Origin of the sequence: uncultured Caulobacter sp. (genome assembly GCF_947036865.1) — a bacterium.
Lineage (GTDB): Bacteria > Pseudomonadota > Alphaproteobacteria > Caulobacterales > Caulobacteraceae > Caulobacter.
In genome coordinates, this window is sequence record NZ_CAMQSF010000010.1 from 81,576 (window position 1) to 95,627 (window position 14,052).

The window sequence follows — 14,052 nt, forward strand, 5'->3', positions numbered from 1 at the left end:
GGCGGCGCTCTATCGCCCGTCAGCCCGAGTCGCTTGGCGTGGGCGTCGAGCAAAGGTCCGCGTCGCACGATCATGCGCAGTCAGCACGACATCGTCGCCCGCTGGGTCGCCAGCGAGATTCTGCCGCACGAGGCCCGGGTGCGGTTTTGGCTGAGGCGTCAGTGGCGGGGCGCGGTCGACGTCGATGACGTGATCCAGGAGGCCTATTGCCGGCTGTCGGCGCTGCGCTCGGTCGACCATATCGAAAACCCGCTCGCCTATTTCCGCCGCACGGCCCACGCCGCCGCGGTCGACGCGATCCGTCACGGCGCGAAAAACGTCGTGTCGATGACGGAAATGGGCGGATTCGACGTCATGGATGAAAGCCCTTCCGCCGAACGGGTCCTGGAGGGCGTGCAGGAGCTCGGTCGCGTCAACGATCTGCTCGGCGCCGTCTCGGAGACCTGTCGGCGCGTCCTCGAGCTGCGGCGCATCGAAGGGCTGTCGCAACGCGAGACCGCGGCGCGGCTGGGCGTCAGCGAGAACGTCGTCGAGAACAACGTCGTCCGCGGCATCCGGCGCCTGCTCGCCTTGATGGCCGAGCAGGGCGCGGGCGAGAACGAGGCAAGGCAAGAGGAAGCGTCGGTTGGTCAACTCCAATCCAAGTGAAGCGATCAACGAAGAGGCGGCCCGTTGGGCGGCCCGCGCGCTGCTCGGCGATTGGTCGCCGGAGACCACGAGCGCCTTCGAGGCCTGGATGGCCAAGGACCGACGTCATGGCGGCGCCTATGTTCGCGCGCGCGCGGCGCTATACGCCCTGGAGGACGCCGCGGCCCCCGTCTCGTCCTCGACCGAGCCCGGGGGGATCGCCCCTGATCGCCGGCCGCGGAAGACGGTCGTCCAGCGGCCGAACGGCCGGGGCTGGAAGCTTGGCGGCGCGCTGGCCGCCTCCGTCGCGGCGGCGGCCGGCCTAGGCGCCCTGGCGCTCCATCGGCCCTCCCCGTCGCCGCGCCCGCTCGCGACCGCCCCCCAGACGCTCGCGCTCGCCGATGGCTCGACCGCCATGCTGCAACCGGGCGCGAAGCTGGATTTCACGGTGCGTGACGGCGTCCGCAAGGTGGTGCTGCTGCGCGGCGGCGCCGTGTTCCATGTCGCCAAGGACCGCGCCCATCCCTTCGTCGTCCAGTCCGGAGACGTCTATGCCCAGGCGACGGGGACGATCTACGCGGTGCGCCGCGTCGGCGAGACGGGCGGCGCGGTCAGGGTCGACGAGGGCAGCGTCCTCGTCTGGGGCGGCGACGACCGCGAGCAGGCCGTGCTGCTGCGCGCCGGCGGCGCCCTGACGCTCAACCCGAGCCCGAAGCCCGCCCCGGCGCCGGCGCGGGCGAGCGCGCGGCCGAAGGCTCCGCCGCCCGAGGTCGCGCAGATCGCGCTCAACGATGTCACCATCGCCGCGGCCGCCGAACGCTTCAACCGCGTCAATCGCACGCGCATCGTCGTCGCGCCGGCCGTCGGGCGGGTGCGGATCGTCGGCCTGTTCCGCGCCAACGATCCCGAACGCTTCGCCCAAGCCGCCGCCGCGGTCGCCGGGGCCGAGGTCCAGGTGAGCGGCGACCGCATCGACATAAAATAGACGTCAAATCGTCTTGAAATATTAATTTCAGTCGAGGTGACGGAAATCGACGAACTCGGGGTCTGTTTGAGTGAAAGCAGCCATCGGGGTAAGTCATGCTTAAGAATAGATATCGCGCGAGCGCGGCCGTCGTCGCCTTCTCGGTCATGGTCTGCGCGTCGACCACGGCCGCCGCCAAGCCGCGCGCGTTCGACGTCGCCGCCCAGCCGGCCTCGGCGAGCGTGAAGGAGTTCGCGCGGCAAGCCGGCATCCAGATCATCGTCGCCAGCCGCGATGTCGAGGGCCGGACCACCAAGGCCGTCAAGGGTCTGCTGGAGACCCGCGCGGCGCTCGACGCCCTGATCGAGGGCACCGGCCTGGTCGTGCGTTCGTTCGACGGCGCGACGGCGGTGCTGGGCGCGGCGGACCGGGACGAGACCAGCGAACTCGTCGTCACCGCCTCGCGCATCGTCCGCGACGGCTATCTGGCCCCGACTCCGGTCACCGTGCTGGGCCGCGACGAGATCGAGCGCTCGGCCCAGATCAATATCGCCGAGCAACTGGCGAGGCTGCCGGCCTTCGAGGGCAACAACAATCCGCGCAACACCGCCAGCAACATCAGCGGCGGCTTCATGGGCATCAGTTCGCTGAACCTGCGGAACCTGGGCGCGACCCGCACCCTGGTGCTGCTCGACGGCCAGCGCCTGCCGGCCGCGACGCTGAACGGCCTGGTCGACGCCAACTCCATTCCCAGCGCGCTGGTCAAGCGGGTCGACATCGTCACTGGCGGCGCCTCGGCCGCCTGGGGCTCGGACGCCGTCGCCGGGGTCGTCAACTTCGTGCTCGACAAGGACTTCACCGGCGTCAAGGGCGCGGTGCAGGGCGGCGTCACCACCTATGGCGACGACAAGAACTATCGCGTGTCGCTCAGCGCCGGCACGGGCTTCGCGGGCGACCGCGGCCATCTGCTGCTCAGCGCCGAGAACTGGTACAGCGAGGGCCTGAGCGGCGTGCCGCGCTCCTGGTATCGCGGCCGCAAGACGCTGTTCAATCCGGCCTACACCGCCACCAACGGTCAGCCCGAATACATCGTCCGCGACGGCGTGGGCTACACGACGGTCGCGCCGGGCGCCATCGTCACCAAGGGCCCCTTGCGCGGGCTCTATTTCGGCCCCGGCGGCGCGCCCGCCCAGCTGAACTATGGCTCCGTGGTCAACGACCCCTTCATGATCGGCGGCGATTGGCGCTACACCGACTTCGGCTCGGGTCCCCAGAACCTCGACCCCGAGGTCTCGCACAAGAGCGTGTTTGGCCGGGTCAGCTACGATGTGACCGACCGGGTGAACGTCTTCGGCGAGTTCTCCTATGTCCAGGCGCGAACCAAGACCACCGGGGCGCCGGTGTTCAATTTCGGCGGCCTGACCATCCGCCGCGACAACGCTTTCCTGCCGGACGCGGTGCGCCAGCGGATGACCGATCTGGGCGAGACCGCGCTGACAATGGGCAGCTGGAACGCGGCGATCGGCGGCGTCGTCACCGAAACGCGGCACGATCTCTATCGCTACGCCCTCGGCGCCGAGGGCAAGGCGGCGCTGTTCGGCTCCGACTGGACTTGGCTGGTCCGCGCCAACAGCAATGTCAGCAAGTTCTTCAACGGCGCCGCCGTGCCGATCACCGCCAACTACAACGCGGCCATCGACGCCGTGCGCGACGGCAACAACGCCATCGTCTGCCGCACGACCCTGACCAGCCCGAACAACGGCTGCGTACCGCTGAACATCCTGGGCACGGGCGTGGCGTCCCAGGCGGCGCTCGACTACGTCATGGGCCATTCGTACCTGAACGCCAAGATCAAGCAGGACGTGGTCTCGGCGACCGTGCGCGGCGAACCGCTGGCCACCTGGGCGGGTCCGGTCTCGGTGGCGTTCGGCCTCGAGCACCGGCGCGAGGCCGAAAGCGGCTCCAACGATCCGCTGTCTTGGAAGAACAGCTACTGGGCCGGCAACTACAAGCCGATCCATGTGTCCTATACCGTCAACGAGGGGTTCCTCGAGACCGTCGTACCGCTGGCGCGCCAAACCGCCTGGGCCGACTCCCTGGAGCTGAACGCCGCGGTTCGCGCCACCGATTACAGCACCTCCGGCTATGTCACGACCTGGAAGGTCGGGCTGGGCTATGCGCCCATCCCCGACCTGCGCCTGCGCTTCACGCGCTCGCGCGACATCCGCGCCGGCAACCTGTCGGAGCTGTTCCAGGCGGGTCAGACCAACACCACCACCCTGGTCGATCCCGCCAAGAACAACCAGGCCTATACGGTGTTCCAGACGACGGTCGGCAACCCGGTCCTCGATCCCGAGAAGGCCGACACCCTGAACCTGGGGGCGGTGTTCCAGCCGCGCGGCGTCCCGGGCCTGTCGGCGTCGGTCGACTATTTCGACATCAAGGTGCAAGGCGCCATCGCCTCGCTGGGCGCCAGCACCATCGTCAATCAGTGCTATGCGGGGAACAAGCCGCTTTGCGCCCTCGTCGTGCGCGACAGCGCCGGCTTCATGACCGACGTCTATCTGCGGCCGATCAATCTGACGCGTCAGGCGGCGCGCGGCGTCGACATGGAGATGGGTTATCGCGTCCCGCTGACCAAGGTCTCCAGCGGGTTCGGCGCGGGCATGCTGTCGATCCGGGCGCTCGCCACGCGCTATCTGGAAAGCAGCGTCAACAACGGCATTACGCCCCAGACCTCCAGCCTCGGCGAGAACAACGGCGTGCCGACCTGGCGCTATCTGGCCGAGATCGCGCTGGAGAAGGGGCCGCTCTCGCTGTCGGTCACGGGGCGCGGGTTCAGCTCGGGCGTGCTGTCCAACGCCTTCATCGAGTGCTCGACCACCTGCCCGACCTCCACGACCCTGAACCGGACCATCGACAACAACCGTGTCGACGGCGCCTTCTATGTCGATCTCTCGGCGAGCTACGCCCTGAGTACGGGGGTTCGGTTCTATGTCGCGGTCGACAACGCGGCCAACAGGGCGCCGGCGCCCTACGCGCCCGCCGGCACCAGCATCGGCAGCGCCCAGATCGGGATCTCGCAGACCTATTACGACGTGATCGGCCGGTCCTTCCGCGCCGGCGCGCGCTTCCAGTTCTGATCGGGAGAGACGCTATGAAACGCGGGACCACCGCCATCGCCCTGCTGCTGGCGCTGTCGACCACGGCGTCGGCGGAGGACGCGGCGAACGGACGGTGGTCCCGCTGGAACATCGGCGAGGCGACACAGCGCGCGCTGATCCTGCCCGTCTGCACCGGTCCCTACCAGGTCTCGTCCGCCGACGTGAACGGGGACGGCTTGCCCGACCTCGTCATCCCCTGCCGGGGGGAGCTGCTCTCGCCCCGGCTGGCCCGGCCCGCCAACGACCAGCTCACCGTCTATCTCAATCCCGGCCCGGGGGGCGTCTGGCGGCGCAAGGACTTCACCGTCGGCTTTGGCCCCTATCACTCGGCGATCGGCGATCTGGACGGGGACGGACGCGTCGATGTGGTCGTCCCCAACTACCAGTCCAACGACGGGCGCGACCTGACCATCCTCTACGGCGCCGCCGATCGCGAGGCGCTATTCGAGCCGGCGACGGCCCTGTCCCTGGGAAGCGCGGATCTGGTCAACGAGTACGGCCTCGACGACCAGGGGCTCCCGCGCTACGCGACCCCGGGGCTGACCTCGGCGATCATCGCGGACGTCAACGGCGACGGGCGTCCGGACATCGTCGCCGTGTCCTATCAGTCCAACGTCTTCTTCGTGCTGCTCAATCAAGGCGGCCGGCGCTTCAAGGTCACGCGCTACCCCCAGCAGAGCCCGCCCTACGACCAGATGCTGGGCGGTCCGCGCGACATCGCGCCGGCCGACTACGACGGCGACGGCAAGCTCGACCTCGCCTTCTCGATGTACGAGTCCAACCTCGTCGAGGTCTGGAGGGGAGACGGCAAGGGCGGCTTCGCCCCCTGGCGCCGCATGCCGTCCTTCGGGCGCACGCCCTATCATCTGAAGGCCGGCGATCTGGACGGCGACGGACGGGCCGACATCGTCGTCGGCAACCGCAGCACCAGCGACAACGTCGTCGTGCTGCGCAACCGCGCCGACCGTTTCGTCTATGACGGCTCGTTCAGCCCTGGCACGGCCAAGCGCGGCGAAGCGACGGCCGACGAGATCCGCGACGTCTATCTCGGCGACCTCGACGGCGACGGCGCGCAGGACCTCGTCGCCACCGCGCGGGAGTCCGGCAAGGTGGTCTTCTGGCGCGGCACGGGCCAGACGGGCTTCAACAAGGCTTTCACCGACAGGCGTACGGCCGAGTTCCCCGGCAAGGGCCCGCGCGGCGTGGCCCCGCTGCCCGGCGCCGTCGCGGTGATCTTCTACAACAGCAGCGAAGTCGGGATCATCGCCACCCCCTGACGGCGGCCCCCTCGGCGTGAGCGGCCCGAGGCAGCCGGCGTGGCGCCAGCCAACGACCTTCCGCCGCGATCTATGATTGGGAACAGTGGAAGTGGTGCCGCCTAGGTGACTCGAACACCTGACCTACGCATTACGAATGCGCCGCTCTACCGGCTGAGCTAAGGCGGCCCACGCGCCCCGAAGCGGTTTCTTCGGGGCGAAGGGAGCGCCTATTTAGCGGCGCGCGAGCCGCTTGCCAAGCGCCGTCTTGCACCGGAATTGCGACGCGGCGCCGGACCGCCCTCCGGTGGGTCCGGCGGGGGCGGCGCGTCGAACACGCCGGGGTCGTCTGGAAGCGGGATCATCGCGCCGCCCGTCTCGGCCGCGCGCATGAAGGGCGTGGAGTCGGCGTAGTCCTTGTAGGCCGACGGCAGCTCCGGCAGGTCGTTCATGGTCCGCTCGCGCCGCTCGTGGCGGGGATGGATCAACTGGCCGGTCTCGCCGTAGCTGCCGACCAGCCGGGCCCAGTCCTCGCGACCATAGGCGAAGGCGCGGCCCTCCGGGTCGAGATCGGTCCAATCCGGCTCCTGCGGGGCCTCGGCGCCGCGCGCGATCCAGGCGCGGGCCTCGTCGGCCTCGCCATTGGCGGCGGCGACGCGCGCCATCAGGCCGGCGAAACGGGCGGTCGGGGCCTCCTGGTCGAGCAGACGGGCGGCGGCGCGGGCGGCGATCGGATCGCCGGCGATCAGCGCCGCCTCGACCCGCAGAAGGCGGCTCTCGCGGGCTTCGGGCTTCAGCGCCGCCAGGCCCGCCAGGCGCTGAGCCCGGGCCTTGGGCACTTCGTTGGTCTTCAGGTCGCGATAGGCGAGCCACAGGGCCGGATGCGGCTCGACCTTCCAGGCCGCCTCGATCATCTGCCCAGCCTTGGCGACCTTGCCGTCGTCGGCCAGCAGGCGCGCGGCCATCACCACGCCGGGCGCGAAGTCCGGCTTCAGCTTCACCGACTGCAGCGCGAAGTCCAGCGCCTGGGCGCGGGCCTTCGGTTCGGCGGCGTCCTCCAGGCTGGCGGCCGAGGCGGCCAGCAGGGCGGCCCGGCTGCGCTCGGCGACGACGGGCGAGACGATCTTGCGATCCAGCCCCCCTTGCACGAGCTCGAGCGCCGCCGCCCAGTCGCCGACCTCGAGCCGCGCCTCCAGAAGCGCCCGCCAGGCCCAGCGCGCGGTTCGCGCCAAGCCATAGGCGGTCTCGGCGTGGCGGACGGCGGCGGGGCGGTCGCCCTCGGCGAGCGCCGCCTGCATCAGGCCGCGCAGGCCCGCCAGGCGCATCTCCGGAAAGCCGAGCATGGCGTTGTAGGCGGCCTTGGCGGCGGTGAGATCGCCGGCGGCCTCGGCGGCCTGGGCGGCGAGCACGCGGACCAGGCCCGGCGCGTCCTCGGCCAGCTCGGCCGATTTCTGCGCCAACCGGCGCGCCTCGGAGCCGTCGCCGGCGGCGACCGCCAGGAAGCCGCGCGACAGCGCCTCGATGGCCGACTTGCGCTTGGCCTCGGCCCGGACGCGGGCGGCGCGACGCGGCGCCTCGACGACCCAGATCACGCCCCGCCAGACGAGGGTGAACAGCAAGGCCGAGAACAGGGTCAGCAGGGCCGCGGCCGCCGCGGTCATCTCGACCCGCCAGCCCATCCAGTCCAGGACGGCGCGACCGGGCTCGCCGGTCAGGGCCAGGGCGCCGACCGCGACGCTGGCGACCAGGAAGAGCGCGAAGGCGATCCGGATCATGGGGCTGCGGTCCGCGAGGCGCGCGACAGACTGGCCAAGGCGTCGGCTCGGACGGCGGCGAGGCGGCGATCGATCTCGATCCGGCGATTGGCGGCCAGGAACCACGGCGCCAGGACCTCGCGCGCCCGATCATTCAGGGGATCCAGGGCGGCGACGGCGCCTTCGACATCGCCCTCGTCCAGCAGGGCCTGCGCCCGCGCCAGGATGGCGTCCGGCGTCGAGCCCTTGGTCGAGCCGATATGGCGGATCGAGACGATGCTGGAGAGCGCGTAGCGAAGACGCGCGAAAAGGTCGGCGTCCGGGCCGGGATCGCGCGAGGCGCTGGCGGCGCGGCCGGCGAGAGCCTCGAACTGCGCCGCGAGGCCCGCGCGCGAGGGCGCGCCCGTGCGGGCCAGCGGTTCGAGCGCCCGCAGGTCCGGCGACGGCGGCGCCAGACGCTGCAAGCCCGCCAGCTCCTCGCCGAAGGGGCGCGAGGCGTTGGCGGCCTCGGCTAGGGTCGAGACGGCCAGCGCCGTCGCGGCGGCGTCGACCAAGCCCTTCTGGCTGGTCTCCAGGGCGTTGATTCGGGTTTCGAGGCGTTCGACATCGGCGGCCGGCGCGGGCGGCGGCAAGGCGGCGGTCGGCGTCGCCTCCACCGGCAGAGCCGCGCCGGTCGCGACGCGCTCGGCGATGGGACGCGCGCTGGGGGTCGCCGACACCGCGCCGTCCCCCGAGCGAGCCTTGGGCGCGAAGAGGGTCGGACCGTAGCGGGCGAGTCCCGCGCCCAAGGCGACGCAGATCAGGCAGAGCAACAGCCAGGCCCAGACCGCGGGGCCCATCACCCGTCGCCGGGCGTAGAGCGCCGGATCGCTGGGCGCGACGATTTCAGAGGGGTCGGGAGCGACGGTCATGCGCCATTCGTGCCTCACCCCGAAGCGCCGCGCAATGTCGCGCTTAGCGGCTCAGCAGGTCGAGCAGAGCGGTTTCGTCGGGGCGCGGCGCGACCGCCACGGCGCGCGCGTCGACGATATCCCTCAACGGCGCGGCCACGGCCTCCGACAGACAAAGGACGCGCGGCTTGAGCCCCGACCGCGACGCCATGATCCTGGCCAGGACGCGCGCCGCGCGCGGTGAATGGAGCAGCGCGGTCGTCGGCTCGGCGAGGCGCGACAGGGTCGCGGGCGCGGGATCGCGCTCCGCCGTTTCGTAGACGGCGACGGCCCTGGCCGCCACGCCGCGGCCGTTCAGCCAGCCCACGAGGTCGCCGGCGGGCTCGCGTGCCCCGGCCCAGAGCACCGGGCCCGGCGAGCGCGCCAGCAGCATCGCGCCGAGCGCCTCCACGTCGCCATCGGCGCTGAAAACGTCCGGGAACCCCAGGGCCGACGCCCGGCTCGCGGTCGTGCGGCCGACCGCGAACACCGGCAGGTCGCGCGCGTCGCAGACGCGGGCGAACGCCTCGACGCCGTTGGCGCTGGTGAAGGCCAAGGCCGCGACGCCGGAAAGCTCGAACTTGGCGTCCAAGAACCGAACCGCCAGCAGCGGGTCGACGAGCGGCTCGAAGCCCCGCGCGCGCACCCGCTCGGCGGTGGCCAGGGCGCCGGGTCGGGCGCGGGTGATCCAGACCGGCGCGCCCTTCGCCATCGACGCTATTCCGGCAAGAGGATGGCGTCGCCGCCCTCGGCGCGGACCGCCGCGCCCAGATCGAGACCCAGCGCGCGCGCCGCGCCGATATCGTCGGCGCCGGTCAGGAGAACCTCGCCGTGGCGGCGGAAACGCTTGGCGCCGTCCGGCGTCAGGGCCTCGACGACCATGGTCAGGCGCGCCCCGTCCAGCGTCGCCCGCGCGCCGATGGCGGTGCGGCAAGAGCCTTCCAGCGCGTAGAGGGCGCCCCGCTCGGCGGCGACGGCGATCGCCGTCTCGCGGCAGCGGACCGCCTCCAGCCAGGGCGCGTCGACGTCCTCGGCGCGGGTCTCGATGACCAGGGCGCCCTGGCCCGGCGCCGGCGGGCAGGCGTCGGGATCCAGCCAGCTGCGCGTCAGGTGACCCAGGCCCAGGCGGTTCAGACCCGACTGGGCAAGCAGGATGGCGTCGGCCTCGCCCCGTTCCAGCTTGGCCAGGCGGGTGTCGACATTGCCGCGCAGCATGACGATCTCGAGGTCGGGCCGCGCGTGCAGGGCCTGCGCTTGCCGCCGCAGGGAGGCGGTGCCCAGGCGCGCGCCCTTCGGCAGGTCTTCCAGCCGCTCGGCGACGTGACTGATGAAGGCGTCGCGCGGGTCTTCCCGCTCGGGCGTGGCGGCCAGGACGAGGCCCGGCGGCAGTTCGGCGGGCATGTCCTTCAGCGAGTGGACGGCGCAGTCGATGCGGCCGTCCAGCAGCGCCTCCTCGATCTCCTTGGTGAACAGGCCCTTGCCGCCGATCTCCATCAGCCGCCGGTCCTGGATGCGGTCGCCGCTGGTGACGATCGGGATCAGCGGGGCCACGGCCTCGATCTCTTCCTTCGACGCCCCGGCCGGCGCGCCGAGCGCGGCGGCGATGCGGGCCTGCATCAGGCCGGACTGGGCCAGGGAGAGCTTGGAGCCGCGCGCGCCGATGCGGATGGGAGGTTGCCGGGACACGGTCGGAACGTTACCTGCGGAGACGACGATTGATCCTCGCTGCTACAGGAGCGGCGGAAGGCCCGCAACCGAATGACCACCCTTAAGCCCTCTGGGCTCACCATCCTCGGCCTGGAGACCAGCTGCGACGAGACCGCGGCCTCGGTGGTGCGCCGCGCCGAGGACGGCACGGTCGAGGTGCTGTCGTCGGTGATCGGGACGCAGTTCGACAAACACGCGCCGTTCGGCGGCGTGGTGCCCGAAATCGCCGCGCGCGCCCATGTCGAGTCGATCGACGCCATCGCCGCCGAGGCCCTGCGGGCGTCGGGCCTGGGCTTTTCGGACCTCGACGGCGTGGCAGCCACGGCGGGACCCGGCCTGGTCGGGGGCGTGATGGTCGGCCTGGCGTTCGGCAAGGCCGTGGCGCTGGCGCGCGGCGTGCCGCTGGTGGCCGTCAACCACCTGGAAGGCCATGCCGTCTCGGCGCGCCTGGGCGCCGACATCGCCTATCCGTTCCTGCTGCTGCTGGTGTCCGGCGGCCACTGCCAGCTGCTGGAGGTCGCCGGGGTCGGCGCCTGCCAGCGGCTGGGCACCACGATCGACGACGCGGCCGGCGAGGCCTTCGACAAGATCGCCAAGAGCCTGGGCCTGCCCTATCCGGGCGGTCCGGCCCTGGAAAAGCTGGCGGTCGGCGGCGACGCGAGCCGCTACGCCCTGCCCCGCGCCCTGCTCGGCCGCAAGGACTGCGACTTCTCGTTCTCCGGCCTGAAGACCGCCGCCGCGCGGATCGCCGAGACCCTGGCGACCGAGGACGAGCGCCGCGATCTGGCCGCCGGCGTCCAGGCCGCCATCGCCCGGCAACTGTCGGAGCGGGTCGACCGCGCCATGACGCTCTACAAGGAAAACCACGACGCCGCCGACTGGCGCTTCGTGGTCGCGGGCGGGGTCGCCGCCAATGGCGCGGTGCGGGCGGCCCTGCTGGCGGACTGCGAGAAGAACGGCTTCTCCTTCGCCGCCCCGCCGCTCGCCTACTGCACCGATAACGCGGCCATGATCGCCCTGGCCGGCGCCGAGCGGCTGGCCCTGGGGATTTCCGACGACCTCGACGCCGTCGCCCGCCCGCGCTGGCCGCTGGACGAGGCTTCGGCCCTGAGCAATCCCGCCCACGCCTACGGTCGCAAGGGAGCCAAGGCATGACCTTCACCCACGCGGGCGTCATCGGCGCGGGCGCCTGGGGCACCGCCCTGGCCCAGGTCTGCGCGCGCGCGGGCCTTCGGGTCACGCTGCAGGCGCGCGAGCCCGAGGTGGTCGCCGCGATCAATACCGCGCGCGAGAACACGTTGTTCCTGCCGGGGATCGCGCTGGAATCCGCGATCGAGGCCACGCCCGATATGGCCGCGCTGGCCGCCTGCGACCTGATCCTCGCGGTCGCGCCCGCCCAGCATCTGCGCGCGGCCCTCACCGCGTTCGCCCCGCGCCACAGGCCCGGCGCGCCGATCGTCCTGTGCTCGAAGGGCGTCGAGCAGGGCTCGCTGAAGCTGATGACCGAGGTGGCGGCGGAAGTCCTGCCGACGGCGCCGATCGCGGTGCTGTCGGGCCCCAGCTTCGCCGGCGAGGTGGCGCGCAACCTGCCCGCCGCCGTCACCCTGGCCTGCGCGGACGAGACCCTGGGCCGGGCCATCGCCGAGGCGATCGCGATCCCGACCTTCCGTCCCTATACGGCCAACGACCTGATCGGGGCCGAGGCCGGCGGGGCCGTCAAGAACGTGCTGGCCATCGCCTGCGGCATCGTCGAGGGCAAGGGCCTGGGACGCAACGCCCACGCCACGGTGATCACCCGCGGCTTCGCCGAGCTGACGCGCCTCGCTGTCGCCCTCGGCGCCCGCGCCGAAACGGTGGCGGGTCTCTGCGGCCTGGGCGACCTCGTCCTGACCTGCTCCAGCACCCAGTCGCGAAACATGAGCGTCGGCGTGGCGCTTGGCCAAGGCCTGACCCTGGATCAGGCCCTGGCCGGCAAGGTTTCCATCGCCGAGGGCGTGGCCTCGGCGCCCGCCGTGCGCGCCCTGGCCCGCAAGGTGGGCGTCGAGGCGCCGATCTGCGAGGCGGTCGCCGCCATCCTGGCCGGCGAGGTCGCGGTCGACGCCGCTATCGCCGGTCTGCTCTCTCGCCCCCTCAAATCCGAAGCCTAAGGGAGATCGCCGCATGGCTCTCTTCGTCGTCTACTGCAAGGACAAGCCCGGCGCCCTCGAGCTGCGCATGGCGACCCGCCCGACCCATCTCGACTATCTGAACGGCGCGACCCTGGTGAAGGCCGCCGGCCCGCTCTTGAGCGACGCCGGGGAGCCGATCGGGTCCATGCTGATCCTCGAGGCCGAGGATCGCGCTGTCGCCCAGGCCTTCGTCGACAACGACCCCTACACCCTGGCCGGCCTGTTCGAGCGCGTCGAGATCCAGGGTTGGCGCGTCGGCGTGGGCTCGATCGGCTAGCTTGCGCGGCGATCTGGACAATCCGGCGCGCCCGCCGCCCGGAACCGTGCTCTGCGCGCTGGACGAGGTGCCTTCGCCCGGCTCGAGGGGCTTTCGCTATCGCGCCGGCGACGCGATGTTCGCCGGCTTCGTGGTGCGCCGGGGCGATCTCGTGGTCGGCTATGTCGACAGCTGCCCGCACGCCGGCTGGCCCTTGGCGGGGTTCGCCGGCCGCTACCTGACGCGCGAGAGCGATCTGATTCTCTGCGCCGGACACGCCGCGCTGTTTCGGATCGAGGACGGCGCCTGCGTCGCGGGACCCTGTCCGGGCGAACGCCTTGTCGCGTGGCCGGTGGAGGCGCGCGACGGCCAGATCGTGGTTGCGTGATCGCCGTTCCTTAAGACCTTGCGCCTAGCCTGCGTCGCGACCGATGGAGGAACGGGCCATGGCCGACGGGACCGACATGCACTTCGACGCCGAGACGGTGACGCACCGGGGCGGGCTGGCCAAGCTGCGCTCGATCGCCAAGGTCAATCCCCGCCTCGCGCCGAACCTGGCCAAGACCATGCTGAGCGGTCAGCGCGACCCCGCCGTCGTCGAGGCGTTCAACGCCCATGCCGAACAGGCCGGCTTCGAGTTCACCTCGACCTGGGCCAGCAACAATATCCCGTTCGTCACGCCGCTGCTGCGCGAGTTCGCGGCCAAGCGGCCCGAGGGCGAAGCGATCCGCTACATGGAGATCGGCGCCTACGAGGGCCGCAACCTGGCCTTCATGGACTGGCTGCTGCCGAACCGCCTCGCCGTCACGGTCATCGATCCCTGGTTCGACGAAGCCCTGAACCCCGAAGAGAAGTATCACGCCGTCGAACCGCGCTTTCAGCGGAACATGGCCAAGTGCGGGTTCAAGAGCCTCTCCACCCACAAGGGCTTCTCGACCTACGTCCTGCCCCGGATGCTGGAGCGGGGCGAGCGGTTCGATCTCATCTATGTCGACGGCAGCCACACGGCTTTGGCCGTGCTGATCGACCTCTGCTTCTGCGCCAGCCTGCTCAGCGTCGGCGGCATGATGGTGCTGGACGACTATTGGCACGATATCAGCGAGATCGGCGGTCCGGGCGTGAAGCAGGCGGTCGATCAGTTCCACGCCGCCTTCGGCCGCTATTTCGAAGTCGCCGCCGTCTATCGGCAGGTCGCCCTGGTCAAGACCGCCGAAATCCCGCGCTAGG

At 71.4% G+C, this 14,052-nt stretch carries 13 protein-coding genes and 1 tRNA gene; 9 read left to right on the forward strand and 5 right to left on the reverse strand.

From position 1 onward, the window contains the following. The first annotated feature begins 72 nt into the window (after positions 1-72). The 4 genes from Q0V34_RS08575 to Q0V34_RS08590 all read left to right on the forward strand — a co-directional run bounded on the left by Q0V34_RS08575 (position 73) and on the right by Q0V34_RS08590 (position 6,032). Complete coding sequence (locus tag Q0V34_RS08575) at positions 73-648, forward strand: sigma-70 family RNA polymerase sigma factor (RefSeq protein WP_297510626.1); 576 nt, start codon at positions 73-75, stop codon at positions 646-648. Beyond that, a complete protein-coding gene (locus Q0V34_RS08580) occupies positions 626-1,612 on the forward strand; it encodes a FecR family protein (RefSeq protein ID WP_297510629.1) in 987 nt (328 codons plus the stop codon). Before Q0V34_RS08575 ends, Q0V34_RS08580 begins: the two co-directional genes overlap by 23 nt. A 95-nt stretch (positions 1,613-1,707) precedes the next feature. Beyond that, the gene (locus Q0V34_RS08585) at positions 1,708-4,734 is read left to right on the forward strand and encodes a TonB-dependent receptor (protein WP_297510632.1); all 3,027 of its coding nucleotides are present in this window, start codon (positions 1,708-1,710) and stop codon (positions 4,732-4,734) included. A gap of 14 nt (positions 4,735-4,748) precedes the next feature. Continuing rightward, positions 4,749-6,032 carry a VCBS repeat-containing protein gene (locus tag Q0V34_RS08590; RefSeq protein WP_297510636.1) on the forward strand — a complete coding sequence of 428 codons (1,284 nt, stop codon included), beginning with the start codon at positions 4,749-4,751 and terminating at the stop codon, positions 6,030-6,032. Between the two features lie 92 nt (positions 6,033-6,124). Here the strand turns inward: Q0V34_RS08590 and Q0V34_RS08595 are convergent. From Q0V34_RS08595 to hemC, 5 genes are all read right to left on the reverse strand, one after another. Next, a tRNA-Thr gene (locus Q0V34_RS08595) sits at positions 6,125-6,200 on the reverse strand. Positions 6,201-6,241: 41 nt separating this feature from the next. After that, the gene (locus tag Q0V34_RS08600) at positions 6,242-7,786 is read right to left on the reverse strand and encodes a heme biosynthesis HemY N-terminal domain-containing protein (protein ID WP_297510639.1); all 1,545 of its coding nucleotides are present in this window, start codon (positions 7,784-7,786) and stop codon (positions 6,242-6,244) included. Beyond that, positions 7,783-8,676: a COG4223 family protein gene (locus Q0V34_RS08605; protein ID WP_297510642.1), complete on the reverse strand. Its 894-nt coding sequence runs from the start codon at positions 8,674-8,676 to the stop codon at positions 7,783-7,785. Before Q0V34_RS08605 ends, Q0V34_RS08600 begins: the two co-directional genes overlap by 4 nt. Positions 8,677-8,719: 43 nt before the next feature. After that, a complete protein-coding gene (locus Q0V34_RS08610; RefSeq protein ID WP_297510646.1) occupies positions 8,720-9,406 on the reverse strand; it encodes a uroporphyrinogen-III synthase in 687 nt (228 codons plus the stop codon). Positions 9,407-9,411: 5 nt separating this feature from the next. After that, positions 9,412-10,380 (reverse strand): hydroxymethylbilane synthase, encoded by a 969-nt coding sequence (gene hemC / locus Q0V34_RS08615; RefSeq protein WP_297510649.1) that lies wholly within the window; start codon positions 10,378-10,380, stop codon positions 9,412-9,414. 72 nt (positions 10,381-10,452) lie between these two features. On the opposite strand from hemC, the gene tsaD reads away from it, so the two are divergent. From tsaD to Q0V34_RS08640, 5 genes are read left to right on the forward strand one after another with little or no spacing between them, the layout of a single operon-like run. Continuing rightward, the gene (gene tsaD, locus Q0V34_RS08620) at positions 10,453-11,556 is read left to right on the forward strand and encodes a tRNA (adenosine(37)-N6)-threonylcarbamoyltransferase complex transferase subunit TsaD (RefSeq protein WP_297510653.1); all 1,104 of its coding nucleotides are present in this window, start codon (positions 10,453-10,455) and stop codon (positions 11,554-11,556) included. Then, positions 11,553-12,548 carry an NAD(P)H-dependent glycerol-3-phosphate dehydrogenase gene (locus Q0V34_RS08625; RefSeq protein WP_297510656.1) on the forward strand — a complete coding sequence of 332 codons (996 nt, stop codon included), beginning with the start codon at positions 11,553-11,555 and terminating at the stop codon, positions 12,546-12,548. The genes tsaD and Q0V34_RS08625 overlap by 4 nt, the downstream gene beginning before the upstream one ends. Before the next feature lie 13 nt (positions 12,549-12,561). Then, entirely contained in the window at positions 12,562-12,846 is a 285-nt protein-coding gene (locus Q0V34_RS08630) for a YciI family protein (protein WP_297510659.1), read from the forward strand. 1 nt (position 12,847) lies between these two features. Beyond that, entirely contained in the window at positions 12,848-13,213 is a 366-nt protein-coding gene (locus Q0V34_RS08635; RefSeq protein WP_297510662.1) for a Rieske (2Fe-2S) protein, read from the forward strand. A 58-nt stretch (positions 13,214-13,271) separates the two neighbouring features. Then, positions 13,272-14,051 carry a class I SAM-dependent methyltransferase gene (locus tag Q0V34_RS08640; RefSeq protein WP_297510665.1) on the forward strand — a complete coding sequence of 260 codons (780 nt, stop codon included), beginning with the start codon at positions 13,272-13,274 and terminating at the stop codon, positions 14,049-14,051. Position 14,052: the final 1 nt, after the last annotated feature.